This is a genomic window from Agrobacterium sp. CGMCC 11546 (genome assembly GCF_013365515.1).
GTDB classification, from domain to species: domain Bacteria; phylum Pseudomonadota; class Alphaproteobacteria; order Rhizobiales; family Rhizobiaceae; genus Agrobacterium; species Agrobacterium fabrum.
In genome coordinates this window covers 2,395,001-2,416,669 of the sequence record NZ_CP047387.1, presented here as the reverse complement: position 1 = coordinate 2,416,669, position 21,669 = coordinate 2,395,001, and the positions used below count along the sequence as shown (strand labels likewise).

Genomic DNA, 21,669 nt, shown 5'->3' with positions numbered 1-21,669 from the left:
ATGCGTGTTCTCGTCAAGGGAACGGGGGTCGCCGGTTTGACGGCGGCCTTCGAACTGGCACGGAGTGGCGTCACCGTGGAGGTTTCGGAGTGCCATGCCAAACCGTCCCGCGGCGCGTCCTTTTTTGCAGGCGGCATGCTGGCGCCCTGGTGTGAGCGTGAAAGCGCGGAAGAGGCGGTTCTGACACTCGGCCAGGCGGCGCTTGACTGGTGGGATGAAGCGACGCTCGGCCTTGTGGTCCGCAACGGCACGCTGGTGGTCGCGCCCGCCCGTGACAAAGCGGAGCTTTCGCGTTTTGCATCGCGGACCAGCGGTTATCGCTGGGTGGACGAGGCCGAAATCGCCGATCTCGAGCCCGATCTTGCAGGCCGCTACCGGTCCGCGCTCTATTTTCCGGATGAGGGGCATCTCGATCCGCGCCTTGCGCTTGCATCGCTGTATCAACGGCTTTGCAGCATGGGTGTGCGGTTTCATATGGGTGTACCCGTGGATGAACGGCCGTTCGACCGGGTGGTGGATTGCACCGGGCCTGCGGCAGTGGGCAAGATTCCCCGCCTTCGTGGTGTGCGGGGAGAGATGCTCTATCTCGCCACGTCGGAGGTTTCTCTCTCCCGTCCCGTCCGGCTGCTGCATCCGCGCATTCCGCTCTACGTCGTGCCGCGCGAGCCCGGCCGTTTCATGGTGGGCGCGACGATGATCGAGACGGAGGACGCGGGGGCAATTTCCGCCCGTTCGATGATGGAATTCCTCAATGCCGCCTATGCCGTGCACCCGGCCTTCGCGGAAGCGGAGATCATCGAGACCGGCACGGGCGTGCGTCCCGCCTATCCCGACAATCTGCCAAAAGTCACCGAGGATGGCCGGACCATCTTCATCAACGGCGCGCACCGGCATGGCTTTCTGCTCTCACCGGCCATGGCGCGGCAGGCGGCGCGGATTATTTGCCAAAATCTATCTCAAAAGGAACAGGATCATGAAACTTCTTGTCAATGGCGACGAGCTTGACGTCGTCGCTGAAACGCTGGCTCGTCTGCTCGCCAGCCTCGATTACGAAGGCGACTGGCTGGCGACGGCGGTCAATGGTGATCTGGTGCATTCGGAAGAACGCGCCAATTATGTGCTGAAGGCTTTCGATCGCGTCGAAATCCTCTCGCCGATGCAGGGAGGCTGAGGCCATGTTGACGCTTTATGGCCGCAAGGTCTCGTCCCGTCTTCTCCTCGGCACGGCGCGGTATCCATCGCCTGCCGTGCTCGCGGATGCGGTGCGGGCGAGCGATACGGATATTCTGACGATTTCGCTACGCCGGGAAATGGCAGGCGGCAAGAAAGGCGGTCAGTTCTTCGAGCTGATCCGCGAACTGGACCGTCACATTCTGCCCAATACCGCCGGGTGCCACACCGTCAAGGAAGCGGTGCTGACCGCGAAGATGGCGCGGGAGGTGTTTCGCACCAACTGGATCAAGCTGGAGGTTATCGGTCATCATGATACGTTGCAGCCCGATGTCTTCGCGCTTGTCGAGGCTGCGAAAATCCTCTGTGGCGAGGGGTTTGAGGTCTTTCCTTATATGACGGATGATCTCGTCGTCGCCGAAAAGCTGCTGGAGGCCGGCTGCAGGGTGCTGATGCCTTGGTGCGCGCCGATCGGCAGCGCCATGGGGCCGCTCAATCTGACGGCGCTGAAATCGATGCGGGCGCGGTTTCCCGAAGTACCACTGATCGTGGATGCCGGTATCGGCCGGCCCTCCCATGCGGTGACCGTGATGGAGCTTGGTTACGATGCCGTTCTCCTCAACACGGCGGTTGCGGGTGCGGGCGACCCAGTCGGCATGGCGGAGGCTTTTGCCCGCGCCATAGAGGCAGGCCATCAGGCGTATCTTTCGGGGCCGCTGGAGCCACGAGACATGGCCGTTCCTTCGACCCCTGTTATCGGGACGGCGGTTTTCTCCTGATCGCCGCTTTCCGCCAAGGTCGGGCATGTCACCTTTTGCGTTGACAGTGTCCCGTGGCGGCGGGATACCGGGAGTAAAGGGGAACAGCATGGCGGCACACAACAATCTTCTCACGGATATCGACGGTATTCTGGTCGGCAATGTCACCGATCTCTCCCTCGGCTCCGGCGTTACGGCGATTGTTTTCGAAAAGCCTGCCGTTGCTTCCGGTTCGGTTCTCGGCGGTGCGCCCGGCGGGCGCGATACCGGCCTGCTGGACCCGTCCATGACGGTTGAAACGGTGGATGCACTGGTACTTTCCGGTGGCTCCGCCTTTGGGCTGGATGCGGCGGGCGGTGTTCAGGCCGGATTACGTGAGATCGGTCGTGGCTTGCAGGTGGGCTCCACCCGTGTGCCCATCGTGCCGCAGGCGATCCTCATGGATATGTTGAATGGCGGGAATAAGGATTGGGGGCTGCATTCGCCCTATCGTGAGATGGGATATGCGGCTTTCAAGGCGGCGGGCCGTGACCCTTTCGAACTTGGAACGGCGGGTGCAGGAACGGGCGCGACGACCGCGACTTTCAAGGGCGGGCTCGGTTCGGCAAGCGCCATCAGTTCTGGCGGATACAAGGTTGCGGCAATCGTTGCCGTCAATGCCCTTGGTTCCGCAACCGTCGGCACGAGCCGCCATTTCTGGTCAGCACCTTTTGAAGTGCATGGCGAATTCGGCGATCACGGTTTTCCCGCTCGTTTTACAGCGGATGATACGGCGCTTCGCCTCAAGGGCGTCAATCTCACCGCGACGACCATCGGCGCCGTGGTAACCGATGCGGTGCTCACCAAGGCGCAGACCCATCGCCTCTCCATCATGGCGCATGACGGGCTTGCGCGTGCGGTTCTGCCCGCCCATCTGCCGAGCGATGGCGACACCATGTTCGCGGCCGCGACTGGTGACAAACCTCTGGAGGGCGGCGCTCATTTTGCCGAGCTTTGCTATCTCGCGACAATAGTGATGGCGCGGGCGGTGGCGCGCGGCGTCTATGAGGCGACGGCGTTACCTGTGGATGGGGCGCAGAGGGCCTATCGTGACATTCATGGCCGGGGTTTTTGAACCATGAGCGAGAAACGCCTGCCACTGAAACCCGTTCTCCGCATCGATTTTCCACCCGGAGAGCGTCTGGGGCACGGCAAGGTCGAGTTGATGCAATTGATTGCCGAGACGGGATCGATCTCCGCCGCCGGTCGGGCAATGGACATGTCCTATCGACGCGCATGGCTGCTGGTGGATGCGCTGAACCACATGTTCAGGCAGCCGGTGATCTGTTCCCAGCGCGGCGGCAAGCAGGGCGGCGGTGCGGCACTGACTGTCTTCGGCACCGCATTGCTGGAGCGTTATCGTGACATGGAAGAGCGGATGAACGAGGCCCTGCGCGGGGATATCGACTGGCTGGAGGCCAACCGCAACCCGCAAGATGCGCTCAATAGGGATCGAGAGCCGCCGACTTTATGATCGCATGAACCGGTTTGCCGGGTTCCAGATGCAGTCGCTCGCGGGAGAGGTCGGTGATGCGCGACTGGATAATATCACCGCCGCAATCCACCTGTATCGTCACCATTCCGTCTTCGCTCTCCGAGATACCGGCGACATGGCCTTCGAGAATGTTGAGCGCACTGAGACCCTCGGGTTTTACCAGAGCCAGCATGACATCACGTGCAGGTATCAGCACCCGTGCAGGGGTGCCGGCTGTTGCCTTTTTTGCCGGAACCTGCAGGAGCGCCGCATTGAGCCTGACGGCGGCAAGCCCGTGTCTTTCATCGAAGCTTTCGATGTTTCCTGAAAGGATGCTGCCTGCTTCCCGGCGCTCGAGATGGGTGCTGAAATCGGGTCTCGACAGCACCTCGGATGCTTTTCCCTCAGCCTCCACCTTGCCGTCTTTCATCACCACGACGCGGTCGGCGAGGCGGGCGACTTCCTGGATGGAATGGCTGACATAAACGATCGGGATGTTCGTCTCGTCGCGCAACCGCTCGAGATAGGGAATGATCTCGGCTTTGCGCTGCTCGTCCAGCGAGGCGAGCGGTTCGTCCATCAGCAGCAGTCTTGGCGATGAGAGTAGTGCGCGACCGATGGCGACACGCTGTTTTTCCCCGCCGGAGAGCCTGTTCGGGCGACGCTGCAGAAGATGGCCGATGCCGAGCATGTCGATGATGCGGTCGTCATTCGCATTTGTGTCTTTGCCCGCGGCGAACCATCTGCCGTATCGCAGGTTCTGCGCCACGCTGAGATGCGGGAAGAGTCGCGCCTCCTGAAAGACATAACCGAAGCGGCGTTTATGGGCCGGCAGAAACAGCCGTTTTCCGCTATCGGCCAATACTTCGCCGTCGAGTGAAACTTTTCCTTCATCCGGCCGCAGCAGGCCGGCAATGATGCGGATCATCGATGTCTTGCCGGAGCCCGAGCGCCCGAAAAGTGCGGTCACACCGCCTTCGGAGGTGAAGGACGCGTCGAGTTCGAAAGCGCCGAGGCGGTGACGGGTAGAGACTGAAAGCGTCATTCCATGCTCACCCGTTTGCCGATGATGCGGGCCAGAAACTCCGAGACGAGCAACGCGAGCATGGAAATGATGACCGAGACAATGGTGAGGCGCAACGCGCCGGCATCGCCGCCCGGCACCTGCGTGAAGGTGTAGATGGCGGCGGACAACGTCTGGGTCTCGCCCGGAATATTGGACACGAAGGTGATGGTCGCACCGAATTCGCCCATGGCCTTGGCGAAAGCGAGGATCATGCCGGCGATGATGCCGGGCAGCGTCAGTGGCAGGGTGACGGTGAGGAACACCCAGAGCGGGCTTGCCCCCAATGTTCCCGCCGCCTCTTCCAGCTTGCGGTCCACCGCTTCGATGGAGAGACGGATGGAGCGCACCATCAGCGGAAAGGCCATGACGGCGCAGGCAAGTGCCGCACCTGTCCAGCGAAAGGAAAAAACAATGCCAAACCAGCTATCGAGAAATTGGCCGATTGCGCCTCTGCGGCCGAAGAGGACCAGCAGCAGAAAGCCGGTGACGACGGGTGGCAGAATGAGGGGCAGGTGGACGATGCCGTTGAGCAGCGATTTGCCCCAGAAGCGGCCGCGCGCCAGCGCCACGGCCACAGCGATGCCGAAGGGCAGGCTGGCAAACATGGCGATGGAGGACACCCACAGGCTGAGCCTGATTGCCGTCCATTCTTCAGGGCTGAGTGTCCACCAATGCAATGCCATATCCTGCAATCATCATGTTTCATGGCCCGCCGGAAAGCGGGGCCTGAAGCAAGCTTATTTCAAAACGGTAAAGCCTTGCTTTTCGAAGAAGGGCGTCGCCTTCGCGGACTTCAGGAAATCCAGATAGGACTTCGCTGCCGGAGATTTTGCTTCCGAAAGAATGGCAACCGGGTAGATGATCGGCGGATGGCTGTCTTCCGGGAAGGTGCCGACGATTTTCACGCCGGGATCGGCGGCGGCGTCGGTCTGGTAGACGATGCCATAGGGGGCTTCGCCGCGCGAGACGAGTAGTAGTGCTGCGCGCACGCTCTCTGCGCTGGCGACTTTCTTTTCGACCGAGGACCAGACGCCGAGTTTTTCCAGCGCGGCCTTGCCGTATTTACCAGCAGGAACGGAATCGACTGCACCCATGGCGAGGCGGCCATCGCCGACGAGAGCCGCAAGATCGAAGCCCTGCTTGATATCGACCGGCTTTGCCTTGTCTGCGGGCGCGACGAGAACGATGCGATTGCCGAGAAGATTGGAGCGGCTGTCGCCATTGATCAGCTTCTTGTCGGCGACATAGTCCATCCATGCGAGGTCGGCAGAGATGAAAATATCCGCAGGCGCGCCCTGTTCGATCTGCTTGGCGAGCGCTGAGCTTGCGGCATAAGAAACCGTCGCTTCGTTGCCGCTTTCCTTGGCCCATTCCGCATTGATGGCGTCGAGCGCATTTTTCATGCTCGCGGCGGCAAACACCGTAACCTTTTCGGCGGCATGGGCCGGAACAGCCACAAAGGAGGCCGCCATCCAGAAGGATGTGGCGGCGGCAATGGTTTTGAAGAAGCTGCGGCGCATAAGTCTCATGATGTCCCCCAGGGTCAGATGTATTCCGATGAATATAACGATAGGCCTATAGGGCAATCATTATATTTTCAAGGATATATCGATGCGATGAGGAAAGAGGTCGCTGTGAGTGTTTATGCAGAGGGATGATCAAGGTCAAAAAGCTTTCCGTCGTCATGCTCGGGCTTGTCCCGAGCATCTGCAACGCCTTGATTTTATTGGACGTGATTAGATCCTTGGGACAAGCCCAAGGATTGTTTGTTGCTTTCCGGGTATTGTCGGTGCGGGACTGCGGGCCCTTCACAGCCCGCAGTCCCGGCGGCGGGCGACCGTCCAAGGATCGGGATCACGCCCGACGTCATCAAGGTTCCCTGCCGCCTTTGCTTCACCGCTTGGAGAGTTGATTGGGCCGCTGATCGCCACGCCCGCAAACAATCCGAAGCCTGCAAAGGATAGCAGACCTATGGACTTTTTGCACACGCCACCCCTTCGATGCCTCGGTGTCGATGTCGCCAAGGACAGTCTCGTCGCCAGCGAGGGTAGCCGCATCCTGACCGTCGACAACAACCGCTGCGGCGTCCGCGCGCTGCTCAAGACGATGCGGCCGGATTTCGTCATCTGCGAACCGACCGGCGGATACGAGCTCATGCTGCTGGAGGAATGCCTCAAAGTGGGCATTGCCTGCCATCGCGCCGATGTGATGAAGCTCAAAGCCTATATCCGTTCGCTGGGAACGCTTGGCAAAAGCGACGCCATCGACGCCAGACAGATGGCTGCCTATGGCTGCGAGCGTTGGGCGAGGTTGCCGCTATGGCATGCGCCGGATGCCGATGAGGTGGAATTGCAGGTGTTGGTGCGGCGCAGGACCGATCTGGTGGCGCTCAGGGTAGCCGAGCAGAACCGCTCTAAAGCCCCTGGCGCAAAGGCTATCGCAGCCTCGTTCAAGGCCATGCTCGGTGCCATCCAGCGCCAGATCGACGCCCTCGATGGCCAAATCGCAGCGCTCGTCGAAAGAAGCGACAGGCTTGCCAGGCGCATCCGTATCTGCACCACGGTCAGCGGCGTCGGAACCCTAAGCGCTGCAAACCTGATCGCCCAGCTGCCGGAACTCGGCTCCCTGCATCGCCGCCAGGCCGCAGCCCTTGCCGGAACCGCTCCCCATCCCAGCGAAAGCGGAAACGCCAAAGGTCGACGGCGACAGCGCGGCGGAAGACCCCAGGCCAAAACCGCATTGTTCATGCCCGCAATGTGTGCAGCACAGGGAAAGGGACAGTTCGCCCCCTTCTACGAACGCCTCATCCGAAACGGAAAACCGCCCATCGTCGCTATCGCCGCAACCATGCGAAAGATCGTCGTGACCATAAACGCAAGGCTCAGGGACGACTTGTTACAACAGAGTTGATGACGTCGAGTTTGAGGGCAGGTTTTTCCTTATCAAGGCCGCCCGCTCTGCCTGATCAAAAACGCTCGCCGGCGAAATGGGCGATCTGTGCGCCCGCCTCGTAATAGGCTTCCTTCACGGCGCGCAAAGCCTGTGCTTTCGGTTCCGTCACCGGCAAGGGCAGATCGGCTTCGGCGATTTCGCCGAGAATATGCTGGGCAATCACCTTGCCGAAGGCCGTCCCCGGCGCGATGCCGCGGCCGTTGTAACCTGAGAAGCCGACGACATTCTCCGCGAATTTATGGAAGCGTGGCACGGCATTGTCCGTCATGCCGATCTGGCCATACCATTCACATTCGAATTCCGTGTCACCCAGCTGCGGGAAAAGCCGCTTCAGCGAGCGTTTCGCCCAGGCACGATGAATGGCGGCGCCGGTGCCACGCAGTGCACCGACACTGCCGAAGACGAGCCGACCGGCCTTGTCCATACGGAAGGATGACAGGATTTCCTTCGTATCCCAGCAGCCCTGCCGACCGGGCAGGATGCTTTTCTGAAGGTTGTCGCTGAGCGGCCTGGTCGCGAAATTGAAATAGGGCAAGTAAACCTGTTCCTCGCGGATAATCTGCCAGGGGCCGGTGCTGTAGGCCTCGGTTGCGACGACAATCCATTTTGCCGTTACCGATCCTTCCGGCGTTTTCACCACCCATTTTGCGCCGTTGCGGCCGGTTTCGTTGACCGGGCTTGCTGTATGCAGCCGGACGCCCGCCTTTAGTGCTGCGCCGGCAAGGCCACGAACATAGGCCAGTGGCTGGATCGTGCCGGCGCGGCTGTCGAGAAGCGCACCGGAATAGGCGGTGCTGCCGATATAGCTCGCTGTCTCGTCAGCATCGAGAACTCGAACCGGCGCGCCTCTCGCCGACCATTGTTCGCAACGCTTACGGATTTCAGCGAGGCCTTTTTCACCGACGGCGCAATGCAAAGTCCCATTTTTCTCGATCTCGCAGGGAATGCCGTGTTTTTCCACCAGTTCGCGGACGAGAAGCGGCGCATCGCCCAGAAGATCGAGAAGCCGTTCGCCGTAGGTCTCGCCCAGCACATCGGGAAGCTCTTTGGGCATGACCCACATGCCGCCATTGATGAGGCCGACATTACGCCCCGCGCCGCCAAAACCGATCTCTTTCGCTTCCAGCAGGATGACGTCGAGACCACGTTCGGCAAGATGCAGCGCGGCGGATTGTCCGGTGAAACCACCGCCGACGACCACGACGTCGGCAACCGCATCGCCTTCCAGCGCCGGTGTCACGGGCGGCTGCGGCGCGGTCTTTTCCCAGAGGCCATGCGTGCGCGGGTCGTTATACATCGTTCCACCATAGTGCGGGCGAGTTCATTTGATTTGCGTATGAGTGACAAGCCCTTGTTTATGAGACTTTACAAGCCAGTCTGTCTGTTGAATATCGACATATCGTCAAGAGTTCATTCCGTGAGGGAATATGGTTCTGCCGCCGCGCCGTTTTCTGCCGTCGCTTTCGCTGCTGGCGGCTTTCGAGGCCGCATCGCGCACCGGCAGCGTTACCGCAGCGGCAAGGGAGCTCGGCCTGACACAGGGTGCGGTCAGCCGGCAGATTCTGGCGCTTGAAGAGCAGCTTGGTGTGGCACTGTTCCTGCGTGAACGGCAGACCATCCGCTTGACCCGGGCGGGGGAAGGTTACGCGCGGGAAATCCGCGAGGCTTTGCGGCGTATTTCGACGGCGTCCCTCAATCTGCGCGCCAATCCGGATGGTGGCACGCTCAATCTCAGCGTGCTGCCCAGCTTCGGCACACGCTGGCTGGTGCCCCGCCTTCCGGATTTCATCGCCCGGCATCCCGGCATTTCGGTCAATCTTCTGACGCGGTCGTCGCTGTTCGATTTCCGCACCGATACCGTCGATGCGGCGATCCATTTCGGTTTGCCGCATTGGCCGGGCACCGAACTGGTTTTCCTGATGCATGAAAAGGTCATTCCGGTGTGTAGCCCGGCTTTCAAGGAACTTTACGGGCTTTCTCGGCCGGATGATCTGCTGCATGTACCACTCCTGCACATGACAACCCGGCCGGACGCCTGGGAACAATGGTTTCGCAGCCATGATGTGCGTTTCGACAATGTGCACGGCATGCTGTTCGATCAGTTCACGACGATTGCCGAGGCGTCGAGCGCTGGCGTCGGGGCTTCGCTTGTGCCGTCCTTCATGATCGAGGAGGAATTGCGAAGCGGCCGTCTGGTCTCAGCCGTTGCGGGGGAAGTGGAAAGCGACGAAGCCTATTATCTTGCCTGCATGCCGGACCGCGCGACCTATCCGCCCCTTGAAAGTTTCCGGCGCTGGATCGTTTCTCAGGCCGCAATCGGCAGGGATGTCGCCGGTGAAGACTTTTCGGCGTAAATCGGGGACGGTCTTGCAAGAGCGCCGCGGCTAAGCCAATAGTGCGCCATGACGTGTGGCGGACGGCGCCACGCACCGCAAATTCCAATACGGGAGGTGTCCGTGAAGCCCATTTTTGTTCAGCTTCAATGCGAGCCCGGCAAGACCTATGATGTCGCCGATGCCATTTATAAAACAGAACTCGTTTCCGAGCTTTATTCCACCAGCGGCGAATATGATCTGATGCTGAAAATCTATCTTCCGCAGGAGGAAGATATCGGCAAATTCATCAATCAGCATATCGTCAATATTCCCGGCATCGTCCGTTCGCTGACGACGCTGACCTTCACCGCGTTCTGACTCTATTCCGATCCTTTGACAGGACATCCGCGTGGAGGGAAAGCCTTTTCAGCGTAAAGACTTGGTGGCGAGTGGCAGCCTTAAGGCTTGTTGCGGGCAACAGGAATGAGGGAAGAATTTGGAGCGTCAGGAAGGCCGTATACACAGCCCTTGGCTCCAATCCTGATTTACAGGTACTTTTTCAGCTCACTGCATCAGAACTTTTGAGACGTCGCGAATGGCTTGTGGTCAGCCGCTCAGACGAATTGATACACTAAAAGCGCGCCATCGACCCCGTGTTCGGGATACGATATCGGGCGCGCTTTGGTTTTGACGGGGACGTGGCAGCGATTGCGTAACGGGTTTCCCGCATCAGGCCGCGGCCAGATTCCGGCTGCGCACCAGATCGCGGATCGCGATGCGCACGTCGTCGGCGCTGTCGAACTTCTGTTCGTCCAGGTCGTGAACGTGGAACTTCACCGCGATGAACTTCAGCCGGTCGTTGTCCGGTATGACGATGCCGACGGGTTCGCCAGCGAATTCAATAACTTGCTTTTGCATAGGTATACTCCCGCTGTGGCTCATTAACACAGCATGTTGTCGAACTGATTTTCAGAAAATTGAGACCGTCAGGTCACATTCGACAGCAGCGGGAACACGTGGATTTAAATCCAGCATTCCAGGACACAAGACCAAGGATTGCGTTGATGTTGATATGTTTTGACATGACACACTCCCTGTATTGGTGTTGGCCCAGAATCAGGAGACTCGTTCTCCAGTTCCACACTGATAATCCAGACCAGCACTAAAATCAATGCTGATTGTTATAGGTAGAATATTTTTCTTTATGATGACAGGAGAGGGGCGGAAATGTGAAATTTTTGTTTTCGTGGGAAGCCGCCGCGAAAAGCCCGGCGTGGCGAGCTTTTTATGCTTTTTTTTAATAGCTGCCGGATGTCGCCGGCGGGTAAATATGATCGTTTCCGTTGAAGTCGGAGACGGAGTAACAGCCATCGCGGGTTTTTTCGGCCGCATTTCGGCCGATCATGGCCTTGCCGTGACCGCCGGGGATGTCGAGAACATAGGTCGGCTGGCAAAGACCGGAGACATGCCCGCGCAAGGCGGAAACGATTCGCTGCCCCTCTTCGATCGTCAACCGGAAATGGCTTGTGCCCGGGGCAAGATCGGGATGGTGCAGATAATAGGGCTTGATACGGTTTTCGACAAAGCTGCGCATCAGGTCGGCCAGAACCGCCGGATCATCGTTGATGCCCTTCAAAAGAACGGTCTGGCTGACCATGGCTATGCCTGCATCGATCAACCGTGCGCAGGCGTTGCTGGCAGCGTCGCCGAGTTCGCGGGCGTGATTGGCATGCAGGGCGACATAGGTGGTTTTGCCGCTCGCCTTCAATGCTTCGATCAGTGGCGCGTCAATGCGATCGGGATCGACAACCGGCACGCGGGTATGGAAACGGACGATCTTGACGTGCGGTATGTCCCTTAGCCGTTTCATCAGGTCTGACAATCGTCGTGGCGAGAGCACCAGAGGATCGCCACCGGTGAGGATGACCTCCCAGATAGCCGGGTTCTCTTTTATATAGGCGAATGCAGCGTCCAGTTCTTCCGGGCTCATCATCCCGTTGCCCTGCGGGCCGACCATTTCGCGGCGGAAACAGAAACGGCAATAGACCGGGCAAACATGCACCGCCTTCAAAAGCACGCGGTCGGGATAACGGTGAACGATGCCGTGGACGGGGCTATGGGCGTCGTCGCCGATCGGATCGTCGCGTTCTTCGGGAAGATGGACGAGTTCGGCGAGGTCAGGCACAAATTGCCGGGCGATCGGATCCTGCGGATCGTGACTATCCATCAGCCCGGCAACCGCTGGCGTGATGGCGAGCGCATAACGCTGCGTCACCGCGCGCAGGCCCTCAAGCGCCTCTGCTTCGATCAGCCCCGCTTCGAGCAGCGCTTCCGGTGTCTTGATGGTTTCAAACCTTGTCATCGTCCATATTCCGCGACGGGCGCCCACATGACGAGATCGATGCGGGGTGCGCCGGTTGCCAACATCACCAGCCGGTCGAAACCGAGCGCTATGCCGCTTGCCGGGGGCATGGTCGCAAGTGCGGCCAGAAAATCCTCGTCCAGTGGATAGGTCTCTCCATAAACCCGCTGTTTCTCGGCCATCTCCATTTCGAAACGGCGTCTCTGTTCGGCAGCATCGGTCAATTCACCGAAGGCATTGGCAAGTTCCACGCCGCAGGCATAAAGCTCGAAGCGTTCCGCCACTCGGGCATCGCCAGGCGATTTGCGGGCAAGGGCCGCTTCGCTGGTGGGATATTCATCAAGAATGGTTGCGTGGCCGAAACCGAGTTCCGGCTCCACCCGCTCGACGATGACGCGGCTGAACATATCCGCCCAGGTATCGTCATCGGCCACACGAATGCCGGCATTGGTGAGGCTTGCGGCGAGGTGCCGTTCATCCGTTTCGCCATTGCGGCCGATGGTCGCCAGAAGATCGATACCGGCATAACGTTCGAAGGCCTCGGCAACGCTCAGACGTTCCGGCTCGAGGAAGGGATCGACGCTGCGGCCGCGATAGGTGAAATGTTTCGTCCCGGTTGTTTCGGCCGCAAGCGCCAGAAGATTGGCGCTGTCCTTCATCAGGCTCTCATAGGTTTCGCCGACCCTATACCATTCCAGCATGGTGAATTCCGGGTGGTGCAGGGGGCCTCTTTCCCGGTTCCTGTAAACATGAGCGAAACAGGAAATGCGTTTTTCACCGGCGGCGAGCAGCTTTTTGCAGGCGAATTCCGGCGAGGTATGGAGATAGAGCGGCACGGCCTCGCCGCCCGGCGTCAGGCCCTCGGTGGCAAAGGCGTGCAGATGCGCTTCATTGCCGGGGGAAACCTGCAGGGTGGCAGTGTCGACTTCGAGAAAATCGGCACGCGCGAAATAGCCGCGGAAGGCCGACTGGATCGCGTTGCGGCCAAGGAGAAAAGCGCGGCGATCGGCGTGGACATCAGGTGTCCACCAGGGCGACATTGTCTCGTTGCTTGCGCGCATCGTCTGTTCTTTTCCGTCTTCTCTGCGGCGCCCGATTGCGGGGAAACAGTCCGCAAAACGCCTGAATGCATCATTTAAAGCAATTCCGGGCGGAAAACCGCTAGGCACTCTTCCGCGAATTGCTGTAGAAGGCTGGCAATTCGCGCGGATTTAAGGTAGTTGCGCCCCAGAAAAAAGACAAAACGTCTGCCGGGGCCGGTGCTGCCGCGCAGTCCTTTACGACGCATTTCATCGAGTTACAAGGAAGTCATATGGTCAAGGTTATCGCCTCATCCGTCCGCAAGGGCAATGTTCTCGACGTGGACGGCAAGCTTTACGTCGTTCTCACCGCGCAGAACTTCCACCCGGGCAAGGGTACGCCGGTCACGCAGGTGGACATGCGCCGCATCGTTGATGGCACGAAGGTCTCCGAGCGCTGGCGCACCACCGAGCAGGTCGAGCGGGCTTTCGTCGAAGACCTGAACTTCCAGTTCCTTTATGAAGATGGCGAAGGCTTCCACTTCATGAACCCTGAGAACTACGATCAGGTCGTGGTCGATGTCGAGACGATGGGTGACCAGAAGGCCTATCTGCAGGAAGGCATGACCTGCGTTCTTTCCATTCACGAAGGCAATCCGCTGGCTGTCGAACTGCCGCGTCATGTCACGCTGGAAATCGTGGAAACGGAACCGGTTGTGAAGGGCCAGACGGCTTCTTCTTCCTACAAGCCGGCAATTCTCTCCAATGGCATCCGCACGATGGTTCCGCCGCATATCGATGCCGGCATCCGCGTGGTCATCGCAACGGAAGACAATTCCTACGTCGAGCGCGCCAAGAACTGAGCCTGAAGGCTGGGTAAGCACAAAGCACCGGGCGACCGGTGCTTTTTTTATTTTGTGACGTGAAATAACAAAAAGCCCGCGTCGAAACGCGGGCTCTTTGTTTGTCTTTTTTGGCGCTGGTTACATACGCTTGGCAGCAACAGCAGCGGCGATCGTCGGACCACCCTTCGATGTGGCCGTCTGGCCAACGGCGTAACCGCCGCCGAGTGCAACGCTCAATGCTACGTAATCCTGCGCCGCCTGCTGGATGGCCGTTGCAAGCTGTGACTGGGCGTCGGAGACGTTACGCTGGGCGTCGAGAACATCAAGGAGCGAGGACGCGCCGTCGCGATAGCTGGCGGTCGCCAGCGAGAGCGCCTCCTGATAGGAGGAAACGGTTCTGCGATACGCACTGACAGTCTGCTGATCGCGATTAAGCGCAGTCAGGGCGTTTTCGACTTCTTCCACCGCATTCAGAACGGTCGCCTTCCAGGCAAGGTACTGTTCACGGGCAACGGACTTCTGGATGTCAACGCCAGCGCGCAGTCTTCCGCCATCAAGGATCGGCAGCGTGATCGAAGGGCCAAAGCCCCAGCCATTGGACGTGCCGCTCGCACCATTGCTGATTTTGGTGAAGCTCGGGGTAATCGAACCGCTCAGCGTGATGCTTGGATAGAGCTGCGCCTCTGCAACGCCAATATCCGCCACCGCAGCCGCGAGCTGGCGTTCAGCAACGCGGATATCCGGTCTGTTGCGAATAAGGTCGGCCGGAATACCAGTACGCGGAATGGTGCGGGCAACAGGCTGGCGCGCGCCTCTTTGAAGCTCCATCACAAGCGAGTCGGCTGGCATGCCGAGCAAGGTTGCGATGCGATGTGCCGCACGACGGAAATTCGTTTCCAGAGCAGGCATCTGAGCCAGGGTGGAATTGACGAGACCTTCCGACTGAACGACATCCAGGCGGGAGGCCGCGCCGGCGTCAAGCTGCAGCTTCGTCAGGCTGAGTGTCTCGCGACGGGATCCCAGGTTCTGACGGGCGATCTCAAGGCGCTCCTGATAATAGCGCACGTCGATGTAGGCAGACGTAACAGCGGAGATCAAGGTGAGGCGCTGAACGTTGGCCGTTGCGTAGGCAGCATCGAGCGATGCTCCCGCACTTTCCTGAGCGCGACGGTATTGGCCGAACAGGTCCAGCAACCAGCCGACGTTGAAAGCATTGCTCGTCGTGTTGGTGACGTTATCGTTCGTGGAAGGCAGGCTTCCGCCGCTGCCCTGGGTCTGGTGACGGAATGTGGAGGTCAGGCTCGGTAGAGAGCCCGCGCCAGCAACGGTAATGTTGGATTGAGCCTGATTGATGCGCTCGATCGCCTGCAGAACCGTCAGGTTCTGCGTGAGGCCGGTGGAAACATAACCATTGAGGCGGCTGTCGTTGAATGCATTCCACCATGCCACGGTGCTGATGTCGCCATTACTGGTTTTTCCGGCTTCCGCAAACTTGCCCGGCAATTGAATTTCCGGCGTCTGGTGGTCTGGCCCGACAACACAGCCTGAAAGCAGCAGCATTGTCAGGGGAAGAGTGGCGCGAATAGACAGCATGTAATTTTCCCAATTCTTAGGTTGGCTTACCGAGCGCGGCTTGCTGACAAATGGGCTGCGCGGTCGATATGCCGTAGAAACGTGCATTAGCCAAATCGGCTACATTTCTAGCAGCGTATTAACGGTTGGCACAGCCCATTTTTGTTTTGTTAACGCCTTGAAAGGCGGCGAATGATGACGAAAAAGGACGGAACGAAGAAAATTCCGAGCAGTGTTGCAGAAAGCATACCACCCAGAACCCCAATACCGATTGCATTTTGTGCGGCTGAACCCGCTCCGGTTGCGATTGCGAGAGGCACGACGCCGAGGATGAAGGCAAGCGATGTCATGATGATCGGGCGCAGGCGTAGCTTCGCTGCCTCCAGCGCCGCTTCCACCAGACTTAACCCATGCTCCTGCCTCTCCTTGGCGAATTCGACGATGAGGATCGCGTTTTTCGCGGCAAGGCCGATGGTCGTCAGCAGGCCAACCTTGAAGTAGACGTCGTTCGTCTGGCCGAAGAAATGGGCCGCAGTCAAGGCACCGAGGACGCCCACCGGGACGGCCAGGATGACCGAGAAGGGGATCGACCAGCTTTCATAGAGGGCAGCAAGGCAAAGGAACACGATGAGAACCGACAGCGCGTAAAGCATCGGCGCCTGTGAACCGGAAAGTCGCTCCTGATAGGAAATGCCCTGCCACGCCACGGTGTAACCGCCCGGCAGGCTTGCCGTCAGACGTTCCATCTCGTCCATGGCTTCACCGGAGGCCACGCCCGTGCCCGCGGTACCTTCCAGCGAGATCGCGCCTGTACCGTTGAAGCGGGCGAGAGACGGCGGCGCGTTGACCCACTTCACCTCGCTGAAGGAGGAGAATGGCACCATCTCGCCGGTGGTATTGCGGGCATACCAATATTTCAGGTCGTCCGGCTGCATGCGATAGGGCGCGTCACCCTGGACATAGACGGGCTTGAGTTCGCCGTTCAGGGTGAAGTCATTGACATCCCGGCCGGCAAAGATCGTCGACAGCATGAGGTTCACGGAGGACAGATCGACGCCCATGGCTCCCATCTTCTCCTGATCGAGAACGATCTTCATCTGGGTTTCATTGTCCTGGCTGTCGCTTCGAAGCGAGCTGATCTTCGGATTGCCTGTCGCAAGCGCGATCAGTTCCTTCGATGAGGCGGTCAGGGCATCGGTGCCGTTGCGGCCGCTATCCACGAGATACATCGAGAAACCGCTCGAGGTGCCCATGCCCTGAATGGCCGGTGGCAGAAGCGGGAACACCTGCGCATCGCGGAAACCGAAGAAGGTGCCCATGGCGCGCTGCACAATGGCACCGGCATGTTGATCGGGCGCGGTTCGTTCAGCGAAATCCTTGAGTTTGGTGAAGACGATGGCGTTGTTCTGGCCGGAACCGCTGAAGCTGAAACCCAGCACGCCGAAAACCGATTCGACATTGGCAGCTTCTTTTTCGCGGAAGTAGTTTTCGACCTGCTTGACCACCTCGTTGGTGCGTTCGATGTTGGAGCCGGTCGGCGTCTGGATGATCGTCAGAAGCACGCCCTGGTCTTCCTGCGGCAGGAACGAGCTCGGCAGCTTGCTGAAGAACCAGACGCAGCCACCGATGACGACCGCGAAAATGATCATCACGCGCAGCGGACGCTTGAGCAGATACCCGATGGACGACACATAACCGTCCGTCGTTTTGCCAAAGCCGCGGTTGAACCATGCGCCCGGTCCACGCTTTTTCTTATGGTGGTCGATCGGCTTCAGCATGGTGGCGCAAAGCGCCGGCGTCAGAACGATGGCGACCACGGCGGACAGCAGCATGGCCGACACGATGGTGATCGAGAACTGGCGATAGATGATGCCGGTTGATCCACCGAAGAAAGCCATCGGAATGAACACGGCGGTCAGGACGAGCGCGATGCCGATGATCGCACCGGTGATCTCGCCCATCGACTTTTCGGTCGCCTCGACCGGTGACAGGCCCTCTTCCGACATGATGCGCTCGACGTTTTCAACGACGACGATGGCGTCATCGACGAGAAGGCCGATCGCAAGAACCATGGCGAACATGGTTAGCGTATTGATCGAGTAGCCTGTCAATGCCAGCACGCCGAATGTTCCCAACAGAACCACCGGCACGGCGATCATCGGAATGAATGTGGCCCTGAGGTTTTGCAGGAACACCAGAAGCACGACGAAGACGAGGATGATCGCCTCGATCAGCGTATGCACCACTTTCTCGATCGACAGCTTTACGAAGGGCGTCGTGTCGTAGGGATATTCGATCGAAACGCCTTCCGGCAGCGAGCCTTCGACATTGGTCAGAGCCGCTTTCACGCGCGCTGCCGTGTCGAGCGCGTTCGCACCGGTGGCGAGGTTGACCGCGAAACCGGCCGAAGGGCGGCCGTTGGAGCGGGAATCGCCGCCATAGGTTTCCTGGCCGATCTCGATGCGGGCAACGTCGCTGAGGCGGACCGTTGCGCCGTCCTTTTCGACTTTGAGGATGACCTTCTCGAAATCTGCGACAGTGGTGAGCTGGCTCTGCGCCGTTACCGTCACGTTGAGCTGCTGGCCCTTGACGGCCGGTACGGCGCCGAGTGAGCCGACCGAAACCTGGGTGTTCTGGCTTTGAATGGCGCCGGTAACGTCGGCCGTGGTCAGCTGGTATTTGTTGAGCTTGAACGGATCCAGCCAGATGCGCATCGCATATTCGGAACCGAAGACGTTGATGCTGCCCACGCCTTCGAGACGCTTGATCTGGTCTTCGACACGCGAGGAGAACACGTCGCCGAGATCGGCCGAGTTGCGCTTGCCGTCGGTGGAGATCAACGCGCCGACCATCAGAATGCTCGATGTGGACCGGCTGACCTGCAGACCCTGCTGCTGCACGGTATCGGGCAATTGTGACTGGACGAGCTGCAGCTTGTTCTGCACCTGAACCTGCGCGATGTCGGGCAGGATGCTGTTACCGAAGGTCAATGTCACTTCGGCGCTGCCCGTTGAGGACGACGAGGTCATATAGGTGAGGTCGTCGAGGCCGGTCATGCCGTCCTCGATGATGGTCGTCACCGATTTTTCGACGGTTTCGGCACTGGCGCCATTATAGGTAGCGCTGACGCGCACCGTCGTTGGCGCGATATCAGGGTACTGCGAAATCGACAGCGTCCAGATCGCAAGGGCGCCGCCCAGCATGATGACGATGGCGATAACCCATGCAAAAACGGGGCGCCGGATGAAGAAATGGGCCATGGCAGTCCTGCCTTACCTTTTACGAGCTTCGACCGAGGGTTTCGTGCTCATGCTTATTTCGTGGGGGCGGCGGCAGGCGGAGCTTGCTGCGGCAGAACGACGATACCGCGATCGTCGATGGTCACTTCAACCGGTGCGACAGTCGCGCCTTCGGCAATCCACTGGAAGCCGTCGACGATGAGCTTGTCGCCATCCTTGACGTTTTCCGTCACCAGCCAGGCATTGCCCGATTGCTGGCTGGACGGGAAGGTGCGGGTTTCCACCTTGTTTTCCGCCGTCACGAATTTCGCGGTCAGTTCGCCGCTGGCGTTGCGGCTCGCGGCGCGTTGCGGAATGCGGAAGCCCTTTTCCTTGCCGATGGTCAGCGTGGCACGGACATAGGTGCCGGGAAGCAGAAGATCATCAGGGTTTTCGAACAGGGCACGGATGGAGAAGGTGCCCGTGGTTTCGCTCACCGCCATGTCGGACATGTCGATCTTGCCGTCATGCTTATATTCAGTGCCGTCTTCCAGCGTCAGATGGATGCCGGTCTCCTTCGTGTCGCCACCGAGCTGACCAGAGGAGATTGCCTTTTTAAGACGCAGAAGATTGGTGCTGGATTCCATCAGGTCGATATAGATCGGATCGATGCGGCGCAGCGTCGTCAAGGCCGTGGTCTGGTTTGCCGTCACCACGTTGCCGATGCTGAAGGCGGTTGCGCTGGTAATGCCGTCGAAAGGCGCGCGGACTTTAGTGAGATCGAGGTTGATTTCCGCCGTTTCCAGCGCCGCCTTGGTCTGGGCCACATCGGCTTGCGCCTGCAGCAGCGTCACCTTGGCGTTTTCATATTCGATCTGCGTCGCACCGCTGTTGACCAGCCGCTCGTAGCGCGCAAGGTTTGCCTGGGCGCTCGGAACGCTGGCTTCCGCCTTCGCCACGCTTGCCTTGGCCTGTGCCACTTCCGCCAGATAGGTGTTGTCCTCGATCTGGTAGAGAACGTCGCCCTGCTTGACTTCGCTGCCTTCCTTGAAGGGAATTTCGCGGATGATGCCGGTCACGCGCGGGCGGATTTCCGCCGTCTGGAACGCGCTGGCGCGGCCGGGAAGAACGGTGGTCAAAGGATATTCGCTGGTCTTCATAACGATGACGCTGACCGGAGACGGCGGACGCCCGGCACCCTGGCCGGCGGTCTTGCTGCTTTCGCCGCCATCGCTGCATCCCGCCAGAACCGCGGTTACACACAGAGAAGCAAATAGGGGTAAAATACGTCGGCTCATCGTTCTTCCCTGCGTATCGGTCGCATTCAACTATAAGCGCAATGTCGCTCGGCGGATGCGCGTCCGGAAACAGACACGACAGGCGAAGGCCTTGAAAGGGACCCGATTCGCTTATTCTGTCCGGACCGCCACGCGCATAGAAGCGCAGGCTTATGCGCTTCGCAAGCAATTGCGAGAAGGTGACGTAAATTGGGAATCGTCACTTAGCAAGCGGATTGCGTAATCCCGCATCGATTAAATCGATGAGTTGATCGCAACGTGTTGCCAAATTGCCGATATCTTCCCGTGCGATGAGGACGGGATGGATGACGCTCGTCAGGGCGTGGAGCACGGTTTCCGCCAGCACGGGAATGTCGGTGGCGGTATAGAGCCCCGCCCCGACGCCGTCCCGAATGATTTCCGCCAGCAATTTCGCGATGACGGACTTATAATAGTCGCCGCATTTCATGTCCTGCTTGGCGGTCATCAGGATCATCTCGAAGACATAGGGATTTTTATTGAGATCCTGGTGGTGCTGCTCCATCAGGTTGCGCGCAAGATGACGCAACCTGTCAAGCGGTGCATGGCTCTTGTCGAGCGGACAGATCTGCCGTTCGAAAACGCCGATTTGTCCGAAGCCGATGGCATCGACGAGCGCATTCTTCGAGCTAAAATGTTTGAAGACATTGGCGGGAGACATGTTCAGTGCCGCGGCGATATCGGCAATCGCCACCGCATTGAAACCGCGCTCGCGGAAAAGCTCTTCGGCCTTGGCAAGAATGTCCCGCCGGGTTTCCTCGGCGGAACGGCGAGGCCGGCGCCGCACGGGAAGGTCACTTTTCCTGTCGCCCTTTCTCACCTGATCAATCGTTTTGTTCACGGGTCAGACTCCGGGGAAGAACGGCTCCAGATTCCGGCGTACTCTCGCCAACGGCGTCTCGCCGCTGTTGTCGGGAACGAAGCGCTGTCCGGTGATGCGTTCATAAGCATCAATATAGACCTTCGAGGTCTGCAGGACGAGATCCTCAGGAATTTCGGGAACAGCGTCCTTGTAGGGGTCGCAGCGTTCGGCAACCCAGGCTCTTACGAAATCCTTGTCGAAGCTCGCCGGCCGCTTTCCCTCGCGGAAGCTCTCGTCATAGCTGTCAGCCATCCAGTAACGGCTGCTGTCAGGTGTGTGGATTTCGTCGGCCAGAATGATCGTGCCATTTTCATCGGTGCCGAATTCATATTTCGTATCGACGAGAATAAGGCCCTGCTTTGCGGCAATCTCCTGACCGTGCTTGAACAGCGCCAGCGCATAACGGGACAGCGTATCCCACTGTTCCTGCGTCAGGAGTTTCTTCTCCACGATCTCGTAAGGCGTCAACGGCTCGTCGTGACCGCCGTCAAAGGCTTTGCTTGTCGGTGTGATGACCGGCTCGGGCAGAATCTGGTTGTCCTTCATCCCGTCAGGTAGGCTCATGCCGTACATCTGCCGTTCGCCCTTCTTATAGAGGGTGAGGATCGAGGTGCCGGTCGTGCCGGCCAGATAACCGCGGACCACCACTTCGACCGGCAATATATCCAGCCTCTTGCCGATGACGACATTCGGGTCGGGAT

The 21,669-nt window shown here is 59.3% G+C and carries 21 protein-coding genes (1 of these 21 running past the window's edge); 9 read left to right on the top strand and 12 right to left on the bottom strand.

All coding sequences use genetic code 11. The features are described 5' to 3' along the window. From thiO to GSF67_RS12035, 5 genes are all read left to right on the top strand, one after another. A complete protein-coding gene (gene thiO, locus GSF67_RS12055; protein ID WP_006310711.1) occupies positions 1-1,005 on the top strand; it encodes a glycine oxidase ThiO in 1,005 nt (334 codons plus the stop codon). Then, a complete protein-coding gene (gene thiS / locus GSF67_RS12050; RefSeq protein WP_006310710.1) occupies positions 974-1,171 on the top strand; it encodes a sulfur carrier protein ThiS in 198 nt (65 codons plus the stop codon). The genes thiO and thiS overlap by 32 nt, the downstream gene beginning before the upstream one ends. Before the next feature lie 4 nt (positions 1,172-1,175). Beyond that, positions 1,176-1,949: a thiazole synthase gene (locus GSF67_RS12045; protein ID WP_006310709.1), complete on the top strand. Its 774-nt coding sequence runs from the start codon at positions 1,176-1,178 to the stop codon at positions 1,947-1,949. Between the two features lie 88 nt (positions 1,950-2,037). Next, positions 2,038-3,042, top strand: coding sequence for a P1 family peptidase (locus GSF67_RS12040; RefSeq protein WP_006310708.1), 1,005 nt, complete (start codon positions 2,038-2,040; stop codon positions 3,040-3,042). A 3-nt stretch (positions 3,043-3,045) separates the two neighbouring features. Next, positions 3,046-3,441: a winged helix-turn-helix domain-containing protein gene (locus GSF67_RS12035; RefSeq protein WP_006310707.1), complete on the top strand. Its 396-nt coding sequence runs from the start codon at positions 3,046-3,048 to the stop codon at positions 3,439-3,441. On the opposite strand, the gene modC is transcribed toward GSF67_RS12035, so the two are convergent. The 3 genes from modC to modA are packed head-to-tail and all read right to left on the bottom strand — an operon-like array spanning position 3,410 to position 6,036. Continuing rightward, a complete protein-coding gene (gene modC / locus GSF67_RS12030) occupies positions 3,410-4,486 on the bottom strand; it encodes a molybdenum ABC transporter ATP-binding protein (RefSeq protein WP_006310706.1) in 1,077 nt (358 codons plus the stop codon). The genes GSF67_RS12035 and modC overlap by 32 nt on opposite strands. Further along, positions 4,483-5,190, bottom strand: a complete 708-nt coding sequence (modB, locus tag GSF67_RS12025) for a molybdate ABC transporter permease subunit (protein WP_035214701.1) — start codon at positions 5,188-5,190, stop codon at positions 4,483-4,485. The genes modC and modB overlap by 4 nt, the downstream gene beginning before the upstream one ends. Positions 5,191-5,244: 54 nt before the next feature. Next, positions 5,245-6,036 carry a molybdate ABC transporter substrate-binding protein gene (gene modA / locus GSF67_RS12020; protein WP_035214721.1) on the bottom strand — a complete coding sequence of 264 codons (792 nt, stop codon included), beginning with the start codon at positions 6,034-6,036 and terminating at the stop codon, positions 5,245-5,247. 442 nt (positions 6,037-6,478) lie between these two features. On the opposite strand from modA, the gene GSF67_RS12015 reads away from it, so the two are divergent. Continuing rightward, positions 6,479-7,417 carry an IS110 family transposase gene (locus tag GSF67_RS12015; protein WP_006314745.1) on the top strand — a complete coding sequence of 313 codons (939 nt, stop codon included), beginning with the start codon at positions 6,479-6,481 and terminating at the stop codon, positions 7,415-7,417. Between the two features lie 55 nt (positions 7,418-7,472). Here the strand turns inward: GSF67_RS12015 and GSF67_RS12010 are convergent, their stop codons facing one another. Beyond that, positions 7,473-8,756 (bottom strand): FAD-binding oxidoreductase, encoded by a 1,284-nt coding sequence (locus tag GSF67_RS12010; protein ID WP_006313968.1) that lies wholly within the window; start codon positions 8,754-8,756, stop codon positions 7,473-7,475. Positions 8,757-8,886: 130 nt separating this feature from the next. Here GSF67_RS12010 and GSF67_RS12005 point away from each other — a divergent pair, with 130 nt between their 5' ends. Further along, positions 8,887-9,813 carry a LysR family transcriptional regulator gene (locus GSF67_RS12005; protein ID WP_006313967.1) on the top strand — a complete coding sequence of 309 codons (927 nt, stop codon included), beginning with the start codon at positions 8,887-8,889 and terminating at the stop codon, positions 9,811-9,813. 102 nt (positions 9,814-9,915) lie between these two features. After that, the gene (locus GSF67_RS12000; protein WP_006313966.1) at positions 9,916-10,152 is read left to right on the top strand and encodes an Lrp/AsnC ligand binding domain-containing protein; all 237 of its coding nucleotides are present in this window, start codon (positions 9,916-9,918) and stop codon (positions 10,150-10,152) included. A 351-nt stretch (positions 10,153-10,503) separates the two neighbouring features. On the opposite strand, the gene GSF67_RS11995 is transcribed toward GSF67_RS12000, so the two are convergent. The 3 genes from GSF67_RS11995 to epmA form a co-directional block, all read right to left on the bottom strand. Beyond that, positions 10,504-10,692: a hypothetical protein gene (locus tag GSF67_RS11995; RefSeq protein WP_006313965.1), complete on the bottom strand. Its 189-nt coding sequence runs from the start codon at positions 10,690-10,692 to the stop codon at positions 10,504-10,506. 379 nt (positions 10,693-11,071) lie between these two features. Then, positions 11,072-12,136 (bottom strand): lysine-2,3-aminomutase-like protein, encoded by a 1,065-nt coding sequence (locus tag GSF67_RS11990; protein WP_006313964.1) that lies wholly within the window; start codon positions 12,134-12,136, stop codon positions 11,072-11,074. Next, a complete protein-coding gene (gene epmA, locus GSF67_RS11985; RefSeq protein ID WP_006313962.1) occupies positions 12,133-13,197 on the bottom strand; it encodes an EF-P lysine aminoacylase EpmA in 1,065 nt (354 codons plus the stop codon). Before epmA ends, GSF67_RS11990 begins: the two co-directional genes overlap by 4 nt. 251 nt (positions 13,198-13,448) lie before the next feature. Here epmA and efp point away from each other — a divergent pair, with 251 nt between their 5' ends. Then, positions 13,449-14,018, top strand: a complete 570-nt coding sequence (gene efp, locus GSF67_RS11980; protein ID WP_006313960.1) for an elongation factor P — start codon at positions 13,449-13,451, stop codon at positions 14,016-14,018. Positions 14,019-14,138: 120 nt separating this feature from the next. Here the strand turns inward: efp and GSF67_RS11975 are convergent, their stop codons facing one another. From GSF67_RS11975 to GSF67_RS11955, 5 genes are all read right to left on the bottom strand, one after another. Then, positions 14,139-15,593, bottom strand: coding sequence for an efflux transporter outer membrane subunit (locus tag GSF67_RS11975; protein WP_128821960.1), 1,455 nt, complete (start codon positions 15,591-15,593; stop codon positions 14,139-14,141). Between the two features lie 149 nt (positions 15,594-15,742). Continuing rightward, complete coding sequence (locus GSF67_RS11970; protein ID WP_006314911.1) at positions 15,743-18,832, bottom strand: efflux RND transporter permease subunit; 3,090 nt, start codon at positions 18,830-18,832, stop codon at positions 15,743-15,745. A gap of 53 nt (positions 18,833-18,885) precedes the next feature. Beyond that, the gene (locus GSF67_RS11965; protein WP_006314912.1) at positions 18,886-20,088 is read right to left on the bottom strand and encodes an efflux RND transporter periplasmic adaptor subunit; all 1,203 of its coding nucleotides are present in this window, start codon (positions 20,086-20,088) and stop codon (positions 18,886-18,888) included. 199 nt (positions 20,089-20,287) lie between these two features. Continuing rightward, positions 20,288-20,947 carry a TetR family transcriptional regulator AmeR gene (gene ameR / locus GSF67_RS11960; RefSeq protein WP_006314914.1) on the bottom strand — a complete coding sequence of 220 codons (660 nt, stop codon included), beginning with the start codon at positions 20,945-20,947 and terminating at the stop codon, positions 20,288-20,290. 3 nt (positions 20,948-20,950) lie between these two features. Next, on the bottom strand, positions 20,951-21,669 hold the 3' portion of the coding sequence (locus GSF67_RS11955) for a phosphoribosylaminoimidazolesuccinocarboxamide synthase (RefSeq protein ID WP_006314916.1). The gene runs 232 nt beyond the window's last position; the window shows 719 of its 951 coding nt (coding positions 233-951); its start codon lies beyond the right edge, outside the window — the gene reads right to left on this strand; the stop codon is at positions 20,951-20,953.